The sequence below is a fragment of the Lysinibacillus sp. FSL K6-0075 genome (genome assembly GCF_038592945.1).
In the GTDB taxonomy this organism is placed as follows: Bacteria; Bacillota; Bacilli; order Bacillales_A; family Planococcaceae; genus Lysinibacillus; species Lysinibacillus fusiformis_F.
In genome coordinates this window covers 1504218-1522607 of record NZ_CP151947.1, presented here as the reverse complement: position 1 = coordinate 1522607, position 18390 = coordinate 1504218, and the positions used below count along the sequence as shown (strand labels likewise).

At 35.5% G+C, this 18390-nt stretch carries 17 protein-coding genes; 9 read left to right on the top strand and 8 right to left on the bottom strand.

Features of this window, described 5'->3' with window-relative positions; translation table 11 throughout:
* Positions 1–2 precede the first annotated feature (2 nt).
* Positions 3–797, bottom strand: coding sequence for a nicotianamine synthase family protein (locus MHB65_RS07315; RefSeq protein ID WP_342442944.1), 795 nt, complete (start codon positions 795–797; stop codon positions 3–5).
* 407 nt (positions 798–1204) lie between these two features.
* Between MHB65_RS07315 and MHB65_RS07310 the strand changes: the two genes are divergently transcribed.
* From MHB65_RS07310 to MHB65_RS07290, 5 genes are all read left to right on the top strand, one after another.
* Positions 1205–2182: a Fe(3+) dicitrate ABC transporter substrate-binding protein gene (locus MHB65_RS07310; protein ID WP_205442251.1), complete on the top strand. Its 978-nt coding sequence runs from the start codon at positions 1205–1207 to the stop codon at positions 2180–2182.
* Between the two features lie 87 nt (positions 2183–2269).
* Positions 2270–3274: an iron ABC transporter permease gene (locus tag MHB65_RS07305; protein WP_342442943.1), complete on the top strand. Its 1005-nt coding sequence runs from the start codon at positions 2270–2272 to the stop codon at positions 3272–3274.
* Entirely contained in the window at positions 3271–4284 is a 1014-nt protein-coding gene (locus MHB65_RS07300) for an iron ABC transporter permease (protein ID WP_342442942.1), read from the top strand. The genes MHB65_RS07305 and MHB65_RS07300 overlap by 4 nt, the downstream gene beginning before the upstream one ends.
* A gap of 14 nt (positions 4285–4298) precedes the next feature.
* The gene (locus MHB65_RS07295; RefSeq protein ID WP_342442941.1) at positions 4299–5087 is read left to right on the top strand and encodes an ABC transporter ATP-binding protein; all 789 of its coding nucleotides are present in this window, start codon (positions 4299–4301) and stop codon (positions 5085–5087) included.
* Between the two features lie 653 nt (positions 5088–5740).
* Positions 5741–6361 carry a flavin reductase family protein gene (locus MHB65_RS07290; protein WP_342442940.1) on the top strand — a complete coding sequence of 207 codons (621 nt, stop codon included), beginning with the start codon at positions 5741–5743 and terminating at the stop codon, positions 6359–6361.
* Between the two features lie 185 nt (positions 6362–6546).
* On the opposite strand, the gene MHB65_RS07285 is transcribed toward MHB65_RS07290, so the two are convergent.
* A complete protein-coding gene (locus MHB65_RS07285) occupies positions 6547–7551 on the bottom strand; it encodes an alpha/beta hydrolase (RefSeq protein WP_342442939.1) in 1005 nt (334 codons plus the stop codon).
* Between the two features lie 320 nt (positions 7552–7871).
* On the opposite strand from MHB65_RS07285, the gene MHB65_RS07280 reads away from it, so the two are divergent.
* A complete protein-coding gene (locus MHB65_RS07280; RefSeq protein ID WP_342442938.1) occupies positions 7872–8729 on the top strand; it encodes a PhzF family phenazine biosynthesis protein in 858 nt (285 codons plus the stop codon).
* A gap of 295 nt (positions 8730–9024) precedes the next feature.
* Here the strand turns inward: MHB65_RS07280 and MHB65_RS07275 are convergent, their stop codons facing one another.
* A complete protein-coding gene (locus MHB65_RS07275) occupies positions 9025–9960 on the bottom strand; it encodes a DMT family transporter (protein ID WP_342442937.1) in 936 nt (311 codons plus the stop codon).
* A gap of 630 nt (positions 9961–10590) precedes the next feature.
* Between MHB65_RS07275 and MHB65_RS07270 the strand changes: the two genes are divergently transcribed.
* Positions 10591–11505 (top strand): DMT family transporter, encoded by a 915-nt coding sequence (locus tag MHB65_RS07270; protein WP_342442936.1) that lies wholly within the window; start codon positions 10591–10593, stop codon positions 11503–11505.
* Positions 11506–11951: 446 nt separating this feature from the next.
* Here MHB65_RS07270 and MHB65_RS07265 read toward each other — a convergent pair whose 3' ends face one another.
* From MHB65_RS07265 to MHB65_RS07255, 3 genes are all read right to left on the bottom strand, one after another.
* Positions 11952–12161 carry a hypothetical protein gene (locus MHB65_RS07265; RefSeq protein ID WP_205442243.1) on the bottom strand — a complete coding sequence of 70 codons (210 nt, stop codon included), beginning with the start codon at positions 12159–12161 and terminating at the stop codon, positions 11952–11954.
* Positions 12162–12349: 188 nt separating this feature from the next.
* Complete coding sequence (locus MHB65_RS07260) at positions 12350–13003, bottom strand: MBL fold metallo-hydrolase (protein ID WP_342442935.1); 654 nt, start codon at positions 13001–13003, stop codon at positions 12350–12352.
* A 45-nt stretch (positions 13004–13048) separates the two neighbouring features.
* Positions 13049–13972, bottom strand: coding sequence for an EamA family transporter (locus MHB65_RS07255; RefSeq protein ID WP_342442934.1), 924 nt, complete (start codon positions 13970–13972; stop codon positions 13049–13051).
* A 113-nt stretch (positions 13973–14085) separates the two neighbouring features.
* Between MHB65_RS07255 and MHB65_RS07250 the strand changes: the two genes are divergently transcribed.
* Positions 14086–15504 (top strand): PLP-dependent aminotransferase family protein, encoded by a 1419-nt coding sequence (locus MHB65_RS07250; protein WP_342442933.1) that lies wholly within the window; start codon positions 14086–14088, stop codon positions 15502–15504.
* A gap of 462 nt (positions 15505–15966) precedes the next feature.
* The gene (gene yiaA, locus MHB65_RS07245; RefSeq protein ID WP_342442932.1) at positions 15967–16437 is read left to right on the top strand and encodes an inner membrane protein YiaA; all 471 of its coding nucleotides are present in this window, start codon (positions 15967–15969) and stop codon (positions 16435–16437) included.
* A gap of 126 nt (positions 16438–16563) precedes the next feature.
* On the opposite strand, the gene MHB65_RS07240 is transcribed toward yiaA, so the two are convergent.
* Together MHB65_RS07240 and MHB65_RS07235 are read right to left on the bottom strand one after the other, a co-directional pair.
* Entirely contained in the window at positions 16564–17613 is a 1050-nt protein-coding gene (locus MHB65_RS07240; RefSeq protein WP_342442931.1) for a 2,3-butanediol dehydrogenase, read from the bottom strand.
* 18 nt (positions 17614–17631) lie between these two features.
* Complete coding sequence (locus MHB65_RS07235; RefSeq protein ID WP_205442236.1) at positions 17632–18270, bottom strand: GntR family transcriptional regulator; 639 nt, start codon at positions 18268–18270, stop codon at positions 17632–17634.
* Positions 18271–18390 lie beyond the last annotated feature (120 nt).

The following is an 18390-nucleotide window of genomic DNA, read 5'->3' as shown; positions in this document are numbered from 1 at the left end:
ATCTATAGTACTTTTTGATATAAAATAACATCAAATACACGTTGAGGGTGCATAACTTCTTCTATTATATGCCATTTGGTTTCGTCTACCCTCTGCATGGGATAATTAAAAAGAGACTTTAATCCATTTCCATAACGCATCGCAATCAGCACATCTTTATTTGTGACATCATATAGTTGATCTAATATGTCATATTTACAGCTAACAGTGGAACTAAATATGATATGGCTAATTTGATTAATCACTGCAAGTTCCCCTACTGTCTTCTTTTCTATTTCAATGGATAAATGACTTCCTAAATTATTGACTACATGTTTTCCCAATTGAATCGCTTCATTATCAATATCAATCCCAAAAACGTCTGCTCCTGTTCGTTCCGCAATCCTTAATAAAGTTATAGGAAAAGGGCCAGATCCCACCAACAGCACCTTCGATTGACTGGTAATTTGAAAACCTCCAAATTCCTTTTCAATGCAATCTTCTATATTTCGAAAATAATCAGTGATCTCCTCTTTTTCACAGGTTACTAGTTGAGCTCGATATTTTTCCATGATTTGCACACAAACAGAAGCGTTATTTCTTAGATTCTCAACTAATGATACAATTTCGCTTGTTTGCTCTAAATTATCCCATAGTTTTTCATTGTCACGATTTATTATAAAAGATGAATAATTATCGATTATTCCACACAACTCTGAATAATCAACTAGTAGGTGATCATTGTTTTGATGGATAAATAACTTAAATTTTTTATCAAAGTAAAGTAATTTCTCAAAAAAATCATCTATATCCTTCACTTGCCTCACTCCTATGTTTAAGGATTAAAGTTCAATATATGCCAAACCTTTTCATACTATTTCAACCCTCCCTTGGATATGTAAATTATTAAAAATCTCTACGGAGCGAAGAATCTTGTAAAATAATTTATTTATCTACAAGGTACGATTGTTACCTCGTTTCTTTACGCACCTTTTCTTTTCATACCAATGCTTTCAAAAGATTTTCTACGGTAGAATATCTAACACCTAAATAGGCAACTTAGTAAACCACTATGAACAAAATGTTCAAAATGAATGATTTACTCATATTATTTTTATTTCACAATACTTTCATTATATTGACCCTGCCAACTGAACAATCTATGATAATCCCTGTTAATGATTATCATTTTCATTTAAAGTAACGGAAAAGGAAGGTTAGAAGAATGCTAAGTTTTACTAAATTAAAGAATTTGAGTGGGCTATCGCTAATCCTGTTATTAGCAATAATGATGGTGTTAACTGGATGCAATGCTCCTCAAAATCATACAGACACAGAGAAAAAGGAACAAACTACTGGAGAAGCAAAAGAATCTAAAAGTAAAACAATTAAACATGAAATGGGAGAAACCGTACTTAAAAATACTCCTAAAAAGATTGTTACCTTAGAGTTATCTTTTGTTGATTCCCTAAATACTTTAGATGTCAATCCGATAGGTATTGCCGATGACAATAAAAAAGATATGATCACAAAGCTAGTCGGCCATGACATAGACTATACATCTGTAGGAACTCGTGAACAGCCTAGCTTAGAGGTTATTAGCTCTTTACAACCGGATTTAATCATTGCAGATGCTGAGCGACACAGTGCTATTTATAAAGATTTACAGCAAATTGCTCCTACAATTGTTTTAAAGAGTCGTGAATCGACATATCAGGATAACTTAGACTCTTTTAAAATAATTGCCGAAGCATTAGATCAAAAAGAGGCTGCTGAAAAGAGATTAGGTGAACATAAAGAAATCATAAATGAAATTAATTCGAAACTGAGTCTTGATACAAATCTAACTGTTTTACCTGCAGTTGTACGAGACACATCATTTCAAGCGCATACTACTTCTTCTTATGATGGAGAATTACTTGAACAATTAGGTCTGAAGGTGGCAATTCAGGACGAACAACCTTATGTTGAAATGAGTTTGGAACAACTTGTCGAAATCAATCCAGATGTACTACTTTTAGCGAATAATGAAGGTAAGCTACTTACTGATGAGTGGAAGGAAAATCCTCTTTGGAAAGACTTAAAGGCAGTAAAAAATGACCAGATTTATAGTGTTGATAGAGATTTATGGACAAGATTCCGAGGAATTATTTCGGCAGAAGCTATTGCTAAAGACACGTTAGCAAAATTGAATGAAAAATAAAGTAAACAAAAGAGAAGTAAGTAAGATACCCTACTTACTTCTTTTTCTAGTAAATCTTATATTTTGTAAGAAAGTGTGTTGTAGTTAATGGAATCTATAGTTAAAGCTAAAGTAAAAATATATAGTACAGCAATAACTGCAATCGTTTTATTGATGTTAGGAATTATCATTAGTGTTTCTGTAGGGATAGCAGATATTGATCTAGTAATGATATTGAAATCTTTTTTCGAGATAAATCCATCAAAGGAACAGTTAATTATACAAACCCTTCGATTGCCTCGAGCTATCATCGGAGCATTAGTCGGTGCAAATTTAGCCGTAGCCGGTGCTCTTATGCAGGCCATTACTCGAAACTCATTAGCCTCCCCTCAAGTATTTGGTGTGAATGCGGGGGCTTCATTCTTTATTGTCACTGCTTTTGCTCTCTTTCCGTCCCTCTCTTCCCCCTCTCTCGTTTTCTCTGCATTTATCGGGGCAGCAGTTGGAGGAATAACAGTCTATTCCTTTGCATCTGGAGGAGGAATGACACATGTAAAACTAGCGTTAGCTGGAATTGCCGTACACTTCCTTTTATCCTCTTTAACACAAGGAATCATTATTTTTAGTGAGCAAGCAAAGGATGTTCTGTATTGGCTAGTAGGATCAATTAACGGAAAATCATGGACACATGTTATGATCATTCTTCCCTGGTCTATTTCAGGACTATTCATTGCCTTATTACTTTCAAGGTCTATTTCTATTCTTGTCCTAGGAGAAAGTACTGCTCAAGGGCTTGGGCAACAAGTAAATCGTATCCGTATGCTAGCTGGAATCCTAGTCATTATTTTGGCTGGCTCTTCTGTAGCAGTCGCAGGTCCGATAGGCTTTGTTGGATTAATTATTCCTCATATTGTTAGAAGATTAGTGGGAGGAGATTATAAAAGAATCATTCCATTCTCTGCACTATTTGGAGCTTTACTTTTAATTTACGCAGATATTCTCGCTCGATTTATCGCTTATCCTTTTGAATCGCCTGTTGGTATTGTGACAGCTATTATCGGGGCACCATTCTTCCTTTATTTAGCAAAGAGAGGAAGGAATATTAAGCAATGAAAAATAAACAAAAATTTATGCTACAACGCAATGTTCATCCTAATCTTATTCTTCTAGTGCTTTTAATAATCATCCTCATTTTATCTATTATAAGTCTAGGTTTAGGAGCCATTTACATTACACCGTCAGAAATCATTCAAAATTTAATTGGAGAAGGAACACAAAGTCAAAAATTTATATTAAGCAATTATCGGATTCCTCGTATTATAATTGCTATCATCGTAGGATCTGGATTAGCAACCGCTGGAGCGATTTTGCAAGGAATCCTCCGTAACCCATTGGCATCTCCTGATGTAATCGGCGTTACGAAAGGAGCCGGATTAGCAGCCGTTATCATTATCGTTCTATTTCCAACGTCACCCATTATTTTTCTTCCCCTTGCAGCTTTTATAGGAGCAGCTATCATTGCTGTCATTCTAATGCTGTTTGTTTATAAAAAAGGGGCTCAACCAAATACACTCGCTTTAGTAGGAATAGCTCTAGGTGCAATATGTCAAGCAGGGATAGAGTATTTTATGATTAAGTTTCCAGATGATGTAAGTGCGACTCTTTTATGGTTGACGGGCAGTCTATGGGCAAGAGGATGGGATCAAGTATATATCCTGCTTCCATGCCTCATTCTTATCCCCCTACTAATTGGATTAACTTCTAAATTAGATATTCTAAGCCTTGGTGATGATATAGCTACTGGTCTCGGGGAACGCTCAAAATTCCTGCGCTATATTTTACTAGGTGTTTCAGTTGTGTTAATTGGCGTATGTGTAGCGACAGTAGGTTCTATTGGATTTATCGGTTTAATCGCTCCTCATATTGCCAGAAGAATTGTAGGATCTAAATTTAAAGTGCTACTTCCTGCTTCCGCTCTCTTTGGTGCTATTCTTCTATTAGTTGCTGATAGCCTGGGTAGAGGTCTCTTCCCTCCAATAGAAATACCTGCTGGAATTATTACAGCAGTGATTGGTGCACCCTATTTTTTATATTTATTACGTTCTGAACGAAAAAAGGCATAAGAAGGTGAGCATTTATGACAACATTATCAGCAGAGCATCTTTCTCTCTCCTATGGATCATCTCAAATCCTTGATAATATAAATTTAGTCGTTCCTGAAGGTAAGATTAGTGTTATTATTGGGGCTAATGGCTGTGGAAAATCTACTATTTTGCGTTCCTTAGCTAGATTATTAACACCTCAAGAAGGAATGGTTTATTTAGATGGTAAGGCCATTCAGCAGCAATCGTCCAAAGAAGTTGCTAAGAAATTGGCGATTTTACCTCAAGGTCCAGAAGCTCCAGAAGATATAACGGTTAAAGACCTATGTTATTATGGTAGACATCCACACAAAGGTCTATTGTCTAGACAAACGCTGGAAGATGATGCAATTGTAAACCGCGCATTATTAGCAACCAAAATGACTGATTTTGTGGATCGTACATTGGATGAGCTATCTGGAGGACAAAGGCAAAGAGCATGGATTTCAATGGCTTTAGCACAAGACACAGATCTACTATTATTAGATGAGCCAACAACCTATTTAGATTTGGCACATCAAATAGAGATACTTGAATTGCTACGTGATTTAAATGTCACTCACGGTCGAACAATTGTCATGGTTTTACATGATCTAAATCAAGCAGCACAATATGCGGATCATCTCATTAGCATTGTTAAGGGCAAAATTTATCAAGAAGGATCGCCTGAAAAAGTATTTACCAAGAGCATGATTAAGGATGTATTTGGATTAGATTGCTGTATTATTGAAAATCCTGTAGACTATACACCACTTTGCATTCCTATCGGCTTATCATTAAGATAAAAAACACAAGGGACCACTACTGTTAAGTTGGAGTGGTCCCTTCATATTGTAGAAACAAAACCATCAATAGAATTTTTGTGAAAGGTGAAAATGGTTTCCGTTGCAGGCTACTTGCTTTCCTGTGGGCGAGCGCCGAGCCGCTTCCTCCGCTACCGCTCCGTGTAGGGGCTCGCCTGTTTCGCTATCCCACGGGAGTCAAGTAGCCCTCCACTCCAACCCACAAAAGTGTTACCTTTTTAGCAAAGGTTTTCAAATAAAGTGAAGGTGTTCACGACTCTTTATGGAGAGGTGTTGTCACGCATTACTTCTCCACATTGAAAATAAGAGCTTATCCCCTCTAAGAATATAGATAATGGGCGATTTAATCGCTATGCTACTATGAAAAAAAGTAAATACACTTTGCAGAATGCTTGATTGGAGTGGAGAGGCTCATCGAACGCCCCCTGGAAAGGACGCTGGCGGAACGGAAATCAACCTCTCACCTTGCAAAGTTGCTTTTTCTGCCGTTGACATCATCTTTTTGCAACAACATGGGACCACTACATTAAAATTGTATTGGCCCTTTTTTGTATTCCACACTTCGATGCTCGTCGAAATGTTTATATTTTACAATGGGTTCTGACAGTGAAAACATTTTGCGGGAGGAACTAAAAATGAAAATAATGAAACAAATGCCAAATACAAAAATGATAAATCCTAAAATATTATATTATGGATTTCCTGTAATTTTACTGAGTACATTAAATGAGGATGGAACAGTGAATATTAGCCCTTTATCTTCTTCTTGGGCATTAGGAGACTGTATTGTCTTAGGTATTGGCCTCGGTGGAAAAGCAATTGAAAATTTAGAACGACATCCTGAATGTGTCCTGAATATTCCTGACCCCTCACTATGGGAGAACGTGGAACAGTTAGCTCCTTACACAGGAAAAAATCCAGTCCCAGATTTTAAGAAACAGATTGGCTTTACATATAGAAAAGAGAAATTTGATATTAGTGGTTTAACACCAATTGGGTCTACAACGGTTATTCCTACTCGAATTATGGAGTGTCCAATTCAAATCGAAGCAAAGGTAAAACATATTCGTATCCCAGATTATGCGCCTAGTTTTGCAATCGTCGAAACACAAACGATACATGTACATGCCCATGAGGATATAATTATAGAAGAAAATCATATTGATCCAAATAAATGGAGTCCCCTAATTTATAATTTTCGTCATTATTTTGGTCTGGGTAGCAAGCTGGGTAACAACTTCCGGTCAGAGATCTAGACATAGATAGTTATATTTATAAATACATCAAAAAGTTAAAAAAAGACCAGGTTCTCATTTGAGCGCCTGGTTATTTGTTTCGAGACTAGCATATAATTGGGGTCAAAATAATATACTTGCTGCTCTTACACACAAAATACTTCACTACTAAGCAATTTAGAAATGAAAAATCTTTCTCAGTACATTCACTTTTCCTCTTTCATAAATTCTCTAAAGTTTTCAACGATTTCTTTTGCTTTAGTACGATATAAATAATGATCCCCTTCAAATGTCATCACTTTTCCATGTACAGAATCTTCTATTTGTTTTTTATGCTCTGGTATCCACCTATCCGTTACTGGATGATTCGCTTGTATAAAGAAAATAACTGGAATATTTTTAGGAAATGATAAATTTTCAGCTGCTTTAAAATTTGCAAACATCGTTTCAGCTTCATTTAATTGGCTAGTATTATACATGTTTTTATGCTTAAGAATTTTCATTTGTTCTTTTGTTTTTTCCTCATATGGTAGTACGGCATATGGGTCATCACTTAGCTTCACTTGCAATCTAGCTAAACCTGATTTTTTAAGTAGTTTTAAAGTAGTTATTATTGAAGACTCAATCTTTTTCTCGCTTATCGTTGGAACACTACTATCGAGCCCGACAAATGCACTCACTTCGTTTGGATATTTGTTCACATAATCCAATCCATAAAGGCCTGAAATGGAGTGGCCCATTAGAATATAACGCTCAATATGAAGTCGCTGTAAAGCTTCATGTATTTCACTGACAATATTCTCTGTGCTTCGTTCTTTTTCAGTTAGATCACTTAATCCATATCCAAAAGGCTCAATAACAACAACCTTGTAAAAAGGAGATAATTCATCTACTAATAATTTAAAATCAAGTGCTGGTGCCGCTGTTCCATAACCAGGTAAGAGGACGACGGTTTCTTCGCCTTCTCCCTGAATGAAGACATTCATTTTTTTCCCATCTACGGTTACAGACTGACCATAAGTTTCTAGTTTTCCTTGCTCCATCTTGCTGCAGACAATATTAACAAGAAAGACAATTGCTAAAAAAAGTAATATGGCTATAACTAAACCCACTATTATTTTACTTATAATGGTGATCGTTTTTTTCATTATATTGGCACGAGGGTTTAGAACGGCAAGCGATAGCCGTTTTCTCCTTTGTTCTCGTACCACACCTCCCTTTCGTTATCTCTTCTCCATATCAGTGTATCCTGGCTATTTTCGCAAATCGTTAAGGATAGCTTATACAATGAAGGTGTACTACCTATGACAACAATATGAACGGAGTATGAACAAAAAAATATTACGACATGATTAATTACAGAAAGGATCTTCAAATCGAAGACCCTTCAGACTGTAGACAAACTATTTTTGGAGAGTTCAGATGCTAAAAAATAGTTTATCTCTTGCTTTATAGCGAATTTATCCAACAACATTTATACGTCATGCTTTCTATGCTACAATTTTCTATACGTGAGGAAGGAAGGTGTCTTATGAAAATATCCGTTTATGTTGCAAGTGCATTTAGCAAGGATCATAAAGGCGGAAATAAAGCAGGAGTAGTATTTATTGAGAATACATTGACCACTACTCAAAAAATGGCAATAGCCAAACAACTGGGCTATGCAGAAACCGCATTTATATCAGAATCTGAAATAGCTGATTATAAATTTGAGTATTTTACACCAAAAGAGGAAGTTGATTTATGTGGTCATGCCACAATTGGCTCTTTCACGATACTGATGCATTTAAATAAACTTTTTAAGGATCGCTATACGATTGAAACAAACAGCGGTGTTCTTACTATTACCATAAAAGATGACATCATATTCATGGAACAAAACAAACCGAAATTTTATGATGTTGTATCTCCAAACAAGTTTATCGACTGTATTGACATTAAAGCTATAGACAATAAATACCCGATTCAAATTGTCTCCACGGGCTTAAAAGATATTTTAATTCCTATAACAAGTGAAACACAACTACATGCACTGCAACCTAATTTTGAAAACATTAAAGAAATCAGCAAGGATTATCATGTTGTCGGGATGCATCTATATACTTTTAATGATGATCGAATAATATGCAGAAATTTTGCTCCACTATACGACATCAATGAAGAAGCAGCGACTGGAACTTCAAACGGTGCATTAGCTTGCTACCTTTATGAACAGCACAACTTGCAAAAAGAAGTCTATGTATTTGAACAAGGCTATTCTTTACTCTCGCCTTCCGAAATATTAGTTAAATTAGCAACCAATAGCAACCATAAAATAGAAAAAGTTTATGTTGGCGGCAAAGGCTACTACTGTGAAACTAAGTATTTAAATGTAGAAAATATGGAGTGAAAATAAAAAAACACCGAATAAAATCTCTCAACCTCAGACTGTAGACAAAGTATCTGATTAATTTCTGGTCTTCACTATTCGAAGATGATTGGTAAAGAAAAAATGCACATGAAAATGGGTCTTACTTTTGCTTGTCTAAATATAAAAAACTTAGCAAACATCCTGAAATTAAGAGACCAAAAGGACTCTATTTTTTTGCCTATTTCGGTGTTTTAATTCAAAAATAGAGAAATAGATAAAAAAACAAACACATTTTTTAATTGAACAATGTGTTTGTCTTCACTCTGAAGGATCTTCAAATCGAAGATCCTTTTGCTACTTCTTTACTGGATTTTTTGTATTTAGTTTTGACGTTTCTTAACAATCCATCTTTTTCTAGTAATGTTGGTAAACTTATACCGATAACGATCGTTACGATACCTGCTATTTGCAAAGTTGTAACCGTTTCGCTTAGTAGGATAACTGATACCATCACCGCGATTGGCAATTCAACAGCACTCAATATGGATGACATACCTAATCCAACTTTAGGAACTGCAATCGTGAATAAGAAAACCGGTATAATCATGCCGAATAACCCTAATGCCAATCCGTAAATCCAAAGTCCTTCGTTAAACAAAGTACCATTCCAAATAATTTCTGGAGACTGAAAAACCGCCGTAATCGTGAAAGCAAAGAAAGAAACCAATACTAAACGGTTAGAAGTTGTCATACTTGCAGTTGCCTTTCCGTTCACATATAAAAATAAGGAATAACAAAGAGCAGCCGCTAACCCCCATAACCACCCTTGAAAAGGTATTTGAGATAAATCTACATCAATTATGCCAGCAGCTGGTATGGTTCCAGCTACCAATATAATTAAAGAGATGAATTCAATTCTGCTTGGGAATTGTCGTTTTGTGATACAAGATATCAACATGCCAATCCATGTAAATTGAAACAGTAGTACAACCGCCAAGGAAGCAGGCAAAAAGTTCAAAGAATGACCATATAAAATATTTGTTAACCCTGTTAAAACGCCTGCAAATACAAGGATTTTAACGCCTTTAAAGCTAAATTTCGATCTATTTGTAAGTAAGAAGATACATACTGCTATACAAAAGCCGATAAAAAACTGACTTGTAACTGCCTCGGAGACAGAAAAACCACTACGCATTGCCAGTTTTATAATAGTTGAAACGATACCAAAACTACTAGCTGCAATCACTACTAATAGGGGATAAAGATACATCTTGATTATTCACTTCCCTCTCAAAACTTGTATATAAATGAAATGTTGTTTATGATTTTGAGATGTCGAAAAAAATCATAATCTCCAATATATATCACTGATTGTTATTTTACAATCTTTTTTTTGTTAATAATGAATTCCCCAGTAGAAGAAAGTCTAATTTTAAAAATGACAAAAAAGCCAAACCCAGATATATCAAGGGTTTGGCTTTTATCCACTATTTCATGAATAATCCAACCCAGTTGATCACAAAATAACAAAAAGTTACGATATTTCACAGGTAGATTTATATCTTTATACAGAGTTAAGATGGGTATTCATTTTTAACATTATGCTTATGAGTTTCTAAGAAATTCTTATATTGTCTTTGCCTTCTTTATTGAATTTATAACTAAAATGGTTTTACTTCTTTCAATTTATAAATACCAACGTTATATTACTAAACTTAAAGATTGCATGTATTAAAAATAGCTGTTGATTTCTAGAAAACTTTTGTATACAATATTTATAATTTGATACGCAAACTCACACAAATTTGTGAGTGGCGGAATTTTGTAGAGTTTTTTCTCTGTTTCATTCGCCCGTCGTCTATAAATAGACGACGGGATTTTTATTTTTTGGAGGGATTTTTTGAATAAATTAAAGTTTTCTTTAGTGGTTTTATTGGGTGCCTGTAGCTATGGGGTCCTATCTTCCATACTTAAAATTGGATTTTTAGATGGATTTTCTTTTCCTGAACTTTTAGGTGGACAATATATATTTGGCTGGTTTGGACTATTATTACTCGTTGTTACCTTTTCTCGTCATAAAGTATCCTTAAAAAATATATTATCATTGTTAGCAGTTGGGATAACAATGAGTTTAACTAGTATTTTTTATGGGCTTTCTGTAAAAGAACTACCTGCATCAATTGCAATTGTATTGTTATTTCAATTCACTTGGATGGGTGTCCTAATGGAAGCAATTGCTAATAAAACCTTGCCAAGCCGCGACAAAGTATTGTCCATTGCCATCTTATTTGTAGGAACGGTATTTGCTGGGGGTGTATTTGATGGAATAGGACAAGAATTATCAACAAAAGGAATCATCTTTGGGTTACTAGCAGCTATAACTTTTTCCATGTATATATTTGCAAGTGGACGTGTATCTACTGATGTTCCAATTTACTCAAAAAGCTTTCTGATGACAACAAGTGCAACCCTTTTTGTTTGCTTAACTTTTCCCCCAACATACTTGATTGATGGTACACTGCAGGCTGGATTATGGAAATATGCTTTAATTTTAGGTTTCTTTGGTGTTGTTATACCAGTCATTTGTTTTTCAATTGGTGTACCAAAGGTTGGGACGGGTTTAGGTACAATTTTAGGAGCTGTCGAACTCCCTACAGCAGTTATTGCTTCAATTACACTTGTCCATGAAGTCGTATCGCCTTTACAATGGATTGGGATTCTTTGTATTTTATTTGGAGTTTTCTTCCCTCAAATGTTCATAATACAAAAAGAGAAGAAACAAATTCGTTTTCATGAAAAAACTACACATTTTTAGGTAGGCTTCTAGAAATTGCTACAAACTAAATCGGCTTTTGATGTTTTCAAAAAGAATTTTATATTGAAAAATTTAGTAATACAGTGTTTTTTATTAAATTTTATTTTTGATAGGACGAGTTATGTTGCTACTTAACAAGTACTTGCACGTGCTATGAACTAGGAGTCATACTACAGATTCTAAATTCGTGCAAAAATTATTTAAATGGTTATTAGAACAAGGAGTAGCCTAATAAAGAGACATAAATTAATAATATCGAAACAAGGAATTCGACTCCTCCTGTCCTAGAAGACTACTAACATAATTTTTACAGTTAACTAAGAACATAGATAGTCAACAATTAAAAGATTTGCTTGAATAAAAAAGATTCTTTTGATACAGCTTTAAGGGTACAAAGCAGCATCAAAAGAATCTTAATTTCTCTTTAATAAAAATCGGCAATGCGTTTAGCGTGACTCTTTTGGTGGTTGGCATACATCACATTTTCGTTGATTTTTATTTTTAAATTTCGTAAATGTTTTTTCAAAGTTACTACCACATGCACATTTAAATAGTAACTTTTGAGAAAAACCATGATATTCCGTCGTTAACAACTTACTTTCTGAATTGTTCTCAACAAATTTCTGAATTTCACCAATCGTCCAACGTTTATTCATTCTCTTACACCTCCATATTTGATCGTTCTGCGGAGGCTTTTCTTGGCATCCGTTATAAAAAAGATCTTAAGCGCCTCATTATAACATGAGCTGGCTAACAATTAAACAGATGTTTTACAAACCTGTGAGTACTGTTACGATTCGAGCGAGCCTCCCAGCACTTGGCGTACCAAGGAACCTTGTAAGATTCAAAGCTTTTGAATCTGCTCTTTTATATCTACCTTACATAATCCTCCGTGGTAACAAATCACGGATTCAATGTCTAGGTCTACATATTTCTTTAAAGATTGTTGAGCAACCTCTATATCCAAAGTGGTTGGAGCATGTATTCCCCCCAGTGCTCCGTTTACGCTATACATTGAATCGCCAGCAACAAGCATTTTACTTTGCTTCAAATATAAACTAATATGGCCAGGCGTATGTCCTGGCGTATGGATAACTCGTATCCCCCCACAATATGGTAATTCTTGACCGTCTTTCAAGGTCTCATCCACTTTCCCCATAGGTGGGTTCGCTATGTGCCCATCTTTCAAAAGTGGTAATTCCCCCTGAATATAGGGCTTATCTAATTCGTGCGCATAAACTTTTATATTACCTCCGCAATTTTGTAATATCTCAGGGAGACTGCCTATATGATCTATATCCTGATGTGTCAAAATCACAACTTTTAGTTGATCGAACGACACGCCTACCTTCTCCATTGCTATGCATAAATCTTCCATTTGACCTGAGCATCCAGTGTCAATTAAAACAGCCATCTCCTGATCCCATATAAGAGTTGGATGAATAATGGCTTCATTAAAATCAAGCTCCAGAATCTCTACTCCCTTAGTAACTTTCATAATTTTCTTCCCCTTTATAAGTAGATTTTATCATCCAATAATATGTTAATTTTTTACATCACGAAGAACAGTCCTCTTACGCCAAAGGAACTCTCTCAATGTTTCGAAATTGACTAGAATCGTTCCCACAATAATTGTCAGAGTACCTATGCCTGTTAGCCACGAAATATATTCATGATAGAAGGTACCACCTAATATAACAGCAATGACTGGTGATATATATAGCCATGTAGAAGGAAAAACAGGATTTGTCCGTGAAACAAGCCAATAATAAATACTATGGCCGATCATTGAACCAAAAATAATTAAATAAAAAAGAGAGCCAATTGAAGCTGGGCTTAAAAGATAATGAAGCTGAATGTTCTCGGTAAAAAGTGACAAAATGATTAATAAAATCCCTCCATGCATCATTTGTGCTGCATTTAAAGCAATCGGGGATGTCGTTTCAAATTTTCGGATGACATGCTTCGTATAAATCGTTCCAGATGCGTAAAAAACTTCACCTAATAGAATGGCGAAACATCCAACCATCCAGAGGGGACTAATCTCAATTGAAAAACTAGGTAAGAGCAAGAACGTGACACCAATAACTCCGACGACACAACCAATGAATGATTTCCGATTTCCTTTTTGCTTCAAAAGGAATGTCTGAATAACGATGATCATCATCGGACCTGTAGCAGATAAGATAGCTGCGATTCCAGATGTCACATACTGTTCTGCCCAGTATAACGTGGCAAACGTCCCAAAGGTTAAGCCCACTCCTGTAAAAAGCATCTCTTTCCGAAATAATAACCGGATTGTCGTTTTTTCTCTCCAAACCATAAAACTAAATAGTAACAAACCAGCAATGAAAAATCGAAGGCCAGCTGATAAAAACGGAGGCACTCCTGCATCTACACCAATTTTAATCGCTAAAAATGTTGTCCCAAAAATCAAACACATAAAGAAATAATTAATCATTACCATATCAAACTCCTCCTCTTTTTCTAGCATAAAGGAAGGAGGATAGAACAGATTGAAAAGGATAGAACAGATTAGATAGGTTCGTGGTACAATCGTTTTGAATAGGAGGAATCGATGTGGGCAAAGCAATTCAAAATGAAGATTATCTTTTTAAGAAAGTCTATGATGATGTACTGCACCGAATAGAGCGTAAAGAATGGAAAGAACATGAAAAGCTTCCCTCCGTTCGGCAATTAGCATCTGAAATGAATGTTCATCGACTAACGGTATTAAAGGCTTATCAATTACTGAAACAGCATGACAAAGTTTATGTAAAAGATAAAGCAGGCTATTTTGTCCAATCAAATGTAACGAAAAACCTTGAATATCTAGATCAGGACAACCCCATTGTTTCAGCATACGTAAAAAAAAATCATTTATCCGAAATCCATCAACCATCTGTTTCCTATCATTTTTCTCAGGCATTGATTGATCCCAATCTTTTGCCTAATCATTATTTTTCAGATTACGTGAAGGAAGTGTTTGACCTTCATCCCAAAGTACTGGCAACCTACTCAACTGTACAAGGTGATTTAGAGTTGCGTGAAACACTCACTCAGTATTTTATCAACCAATATAAAACTCATCTCAGTGCAGATGATCTGTTAATAACGTCTGGCTCACAGCAAGCCATTCACTTAATCGCTCAAGCTTTTATTAAGCCAAGAGACGTCGTTTTATTTGAACGTCCAAGCTATAGTGCAGCGATTGATATTTTTAGAGCACAGGGGGCACAGATTGTAACGATTGATATCCATCCTGAGGGCTACGATTTAGAACAGGTTGAATACTATATTAAGCAATATAAGCCACGCCTATTTTATCTCAACCCCACATTCCATAACCCAACAGGTTATACTGTTCCTGTAGAGCAGCGTAAAAGATTAGTAGAATTAGCTGAACACTATCGATTTTTATTAATAGAAGACGATGCCTATCACGACATCTATTTTGATGAAGCCCCGCCACCACCAATTTACACATATGATAGTGCTGGGACAGTCATTTATATCCGAAGTTTTTGCAAATATATCTCTCCTGGTTTGAGAATAGCGACTGTTATTTGTCCATCATCATTAATGAACTCACTACTAACAGAAAAATCGTTAGCTGATAATGGCTCACCACTTCTCAATCAAAAAATTTTTCTCCATTACTTTTCCTCACTAAGGTTGCAGCAGCACTTGGAGAAAATTCGGATTGCTTTACAGATCCGAAAAGAAATCATGGAGGAAGAGTTAGCAGTAACAGGTTGGCGATGGATCAGCCCAAAAGGCGGTCTGAATTTATGGGTGCAGCTCCCCGATAAACTTCCAACTGAATTATTATTATCCAAAAGTATCGAACAATCGATATCCTTTGTGCCAGGTCAAATTTGTGATCCATTAAAACAACTATCTTCCTGGATACGTTTGAGCTATTCTTATGCAAATGAAAAACAGCTAAGAGAAGGGGTACAAAGGTTGGTTGCAGTGGCGCAATCGGTTTCTAAGTGATCGGACTAGCAATTTAATTTCATCTATAAACGGTGGTTTTCACAGCTTTATCAACCATTTCAATTATTTCGTTCAGAGCTGCCATGAATCGAAAAAAGCAGTGGACACAGCAATAATACGCTACCACCTCCACTAACATATTCAGCTGTCAATTTGAATAATATGAAAAAAAGTTATACATCTAGCTCATATCTCTACAAAATAATTGCAACGAAGGACAGCAAAAGATTGTTCTAGGTGAAGAGCACAAATGTACCAAGGAATGATAAGAGTGCCTTCAGATTTGATGAAGCCACATTGACTCTCATATTCCCGCGAAATAGTGGCCCAATTTAAAGCCCTCCTTTAAGAAAAGTTATTTTATTATTAAAAAGCGCGATTTAGAGAAATTTCTATTCTCATAACATCCCTGTAGAATGATAGAATGTTTTTATACAGTGATAGAAGGAGGAGAACGATTCATTGTCTGATCAAAATGAGAACTCATTAGATAAGGGAAAACAGCCTGATCCGAAAATCAAAGTAGAAAGAAAAGAGGGAGAACCTACTACTGCTTTCAAAGGTGCTTCCTGGGCTGCATTGTTAGTAGGTGTTACTGCTTATTTTATAGGCTTGTTTAATGCAACGATGCAACTAAACGAGAAAGGATATTACTTAGCTGTTTTAGTATTTGGACTCTATTCAGCAATATCTTTACAAAAAGCAGTAAGAGATAAAGAAGAAGGAATACCCGTCACGAATATTTATTATGGTATTAGTTGGGTTGCACTTATTGTATCTATTTCATTAATGGGCATTGGGTTATATAATGCTGGCAGTATTGTTTTAAGCGAAAAAGGGTTTTATGGTATGTCATTTGTTCTTAGTTTATTTGCATCCATCACGGTTCAAAAGAATATTAGAGACACACAGAGAGCAAGAGAAAGAGAGTAGGTTATATTACTGAAAGAGTCGAGAAGTTCATTCTCGATTCCTTTTGTCATTTTTTCTTAAGCTCCATGCTCCTCCAGACTATAAAAAAGAGCATGGCTGTCATAAGCCATACTCCTGTCAATTTTATTAATTTTCTCCACTTATCTCGACTAAAATCTTAGATTGTGTTTTGTCATTTGTTAACGTTTTGAATCCTTTTTCAACAATCTCATCTAGTTCAATTTGACTTGTGATGATCCCTTGTGGATTTAGTTGACCAGCGCTCATTGCATCAATTGTTCTTTGGAAAATGGACGGTGTATAAACAATGGATGATAATACATTAACACCTGTGTTTGTAAGTTGCATTGGATTCCATTCGATTGGTCTTGCAAAAATCGAAACAATCATCATGTTTCCACGAGGTTTTGTTACATCAATTGCTTGTTTAAATGTAGGAGCAACTCCCGCCACTTCAAAGGATACATCAACCCCATCTGCAACAATCGCGCGAACAGCTTGTACAGGATTTTCTTTACCTGAGTTAATAGCGTGGGTTGCACCTAATTCTTTTGCCTTTTCTAATCGATCATCCGATAAATCTAATACGATAACTTTACTAGCACCAGATGCTTTTGCAGCGATTACTGTTAATAATCCAATTGGTCCAGCCCCAAATACAGCAACAGAATCCCCTAATGTAACCCCAGCATCTTTGACAGCTTGTACAGCAACAGCCATTGGTTCTACCAGTGCACCATCTTGTAATGTTAAGTTATCTGCTAAACGGTGTACATTTGTTACAGGGACATTAACATAATCCGCAAATCCACCGTTTCCATGTAAGCCAATGAAGTTAAATCCATCATAACGATCGACATCTTCATGTTTATTTCTATACGTTAGTGTAGGATTGATGACAACTCGGTCCCCTGCCTTAAAGTCAGTAACCTTAGAGCCAACTTCTTCGATGATACCAGCAAATTCATGTCCCATTGTAAGTGGGGCAACTTCACCTGTTAATTCAGCTTTTACATCAACTGGTACGAAAACCGGACCCTCTTCGTATTCATGTAAGTCACTTCCACAAATACCAGCCCATGCTACTTTTACTTTCACTTCTTCTTCTCTTAAAGCTCGTAATTCAACCTCTTCGACTCTAATATCTTTCACACCATGCCAAACTGCAGCTTTCATTTATGTTACCCCCAAAAATTATTTAAATTGGTACCATAAAATAACATCCTTAATAGCCATTCGTGCATTTTCAAAATCCGACACTTCTATACACTTGATAAATGTATTGATGGACATATGGTAGGATTCAACTAGATTCATTTTCCATTTTGTTTGTGCAGCTACATTTGTAACAAATATTGTTTCTTTAAAGAATCGTAGCATGGCAATATTTCCTGTAACATCAAAAAACAATTGTAGCAAGTGAGCAAACGAAACAACATATTCATAAATATTTTCAGCAGACTTTCTTTGTTTCATCGCTTCAAAACGAAGTAATAGTTCATTTTGCAAATCGGCAGTCCATTTAGATTCACACTCGGTAAGTGCAATATCCAATAGATGATAAAGCGCTTCCAAATAATCCTTTAATTCCTGATCCGTTATAATCTTTACTCTTACACCTTTATGTTGTACTTTTTCAACTACACCATCTTTTTGTAAAAGATAAAGGGCCTCACGGACAGGTGCATGACTTACTTGTAACTCCTTTGCAATTTCCGCTTCGATTAAGCGCTGACCTTGTTCATAATAACCAGAAAATATGCGAAATAATAATCGTTCCGCTATTTGCTCAGAAATTGTTTTTTTTGAAATTGAATTTTCATCAAACCCCATTAAACCACTCCAATAAATTTATATCCTTTTATTTTAACATAGTTCAGTGTATAGGGTGATTAGCTAAAAGTGTTATATATTATGGATTATAGATTATCGATAATCTATAAAAGTATTTTA

What these genes read in the sequence shown, in the direction of transcription:
- MHB65_RS07310 (WP_205442251.1), top strand. Translation starts at nt 1,205, where the DNA reads ATGCTAAGTTTTACTAAATTAAAGAATTTGAGTGGGCTATCGCTAATC.
- MHB65_RS07305 (WP_342442943.1), top strand. Translation starts at nt 2,270, where the DNA reads ATGGAATCTATAGTTAAAGCTAAAGTAAAAATATATAGTACAGCAATA.
- MHB65_RS07300 (WP_342442942.1), top strand. Translation starts at nt 3,271, where the DNA reads ATGAAAAATAAACAAAAATTTATGCTACAACGCAATGTTCATCCTAAT.
- MHB65_RS07295 (WP_342442941.1), top strand. Translation starts at nt 4,299, where the DNA reads ATGACAACATTATCAGCAGAGCATCTTTCTCTCTCCTATGGATCATCT.
- MHB65_RS07290 (WP_342442940.1), top strand. Translation starts at nt 5,741, where the DNA reads ATGAAAATAATGAAACAAATGCCAAATACAAAAATGATAAATCCTAAA.
- MHB65_RS07280 (WP_342442938.1), top strand. Translation starts at nt 7,872, where the DNA reads ATGAAAATATCCGTTTATGTTGCAAGTGCATTTAGCAAGGATCATAAA.
- MHB65_RS07275 (WP_342442937.1), bottom strand. Translation starts at nt 9,960, where the DNA reads ATGTATCTTTATCCCCTATTAGTAGTGATTGCAGCTAGTAGTTTTGGT.
- MHB65_RS07265 (WP_205442243.1), bottom strand. Translation starts at nt 12,161, where the DNA reads ATGAATAAACGTTGGACGATTGGTGAAATTCAGAAATTTGTTGAGAAC.
- MHB65_RS07260 (WP_342442935.1), bottom strand. Translation starts at nt 13,003, where the DNA reads ATGAAAGTTACTAAGGGAGTAGAGATTCTGGAGCTTGATTTTAATGAA.
- MHB65_RS07255 (WP_342442934.1), bottom strand. Translation starts at nt 13,972, where the DNA reads ATGGTAATGATTAATTATTTCTTTATGTGTTTGATTTTTGGGACAACA.
- MHB65_RS07240 (WP_342442931.1), bottom strand. Translation starts at nt 17,613, where the DNA reads ATGAAAGCTGCAGTTTGGCATGGTGTGAAAGATATTAGAGTCGAAGAG.
- MHB65_RS07235 (WP_205442236.1), bottom strand. Translation starts at nt 18,270, where the DNA reads ATGGGGTTTGATGAAAATTCAATTTCAAAAAAAACAATTTCTGAGCAA.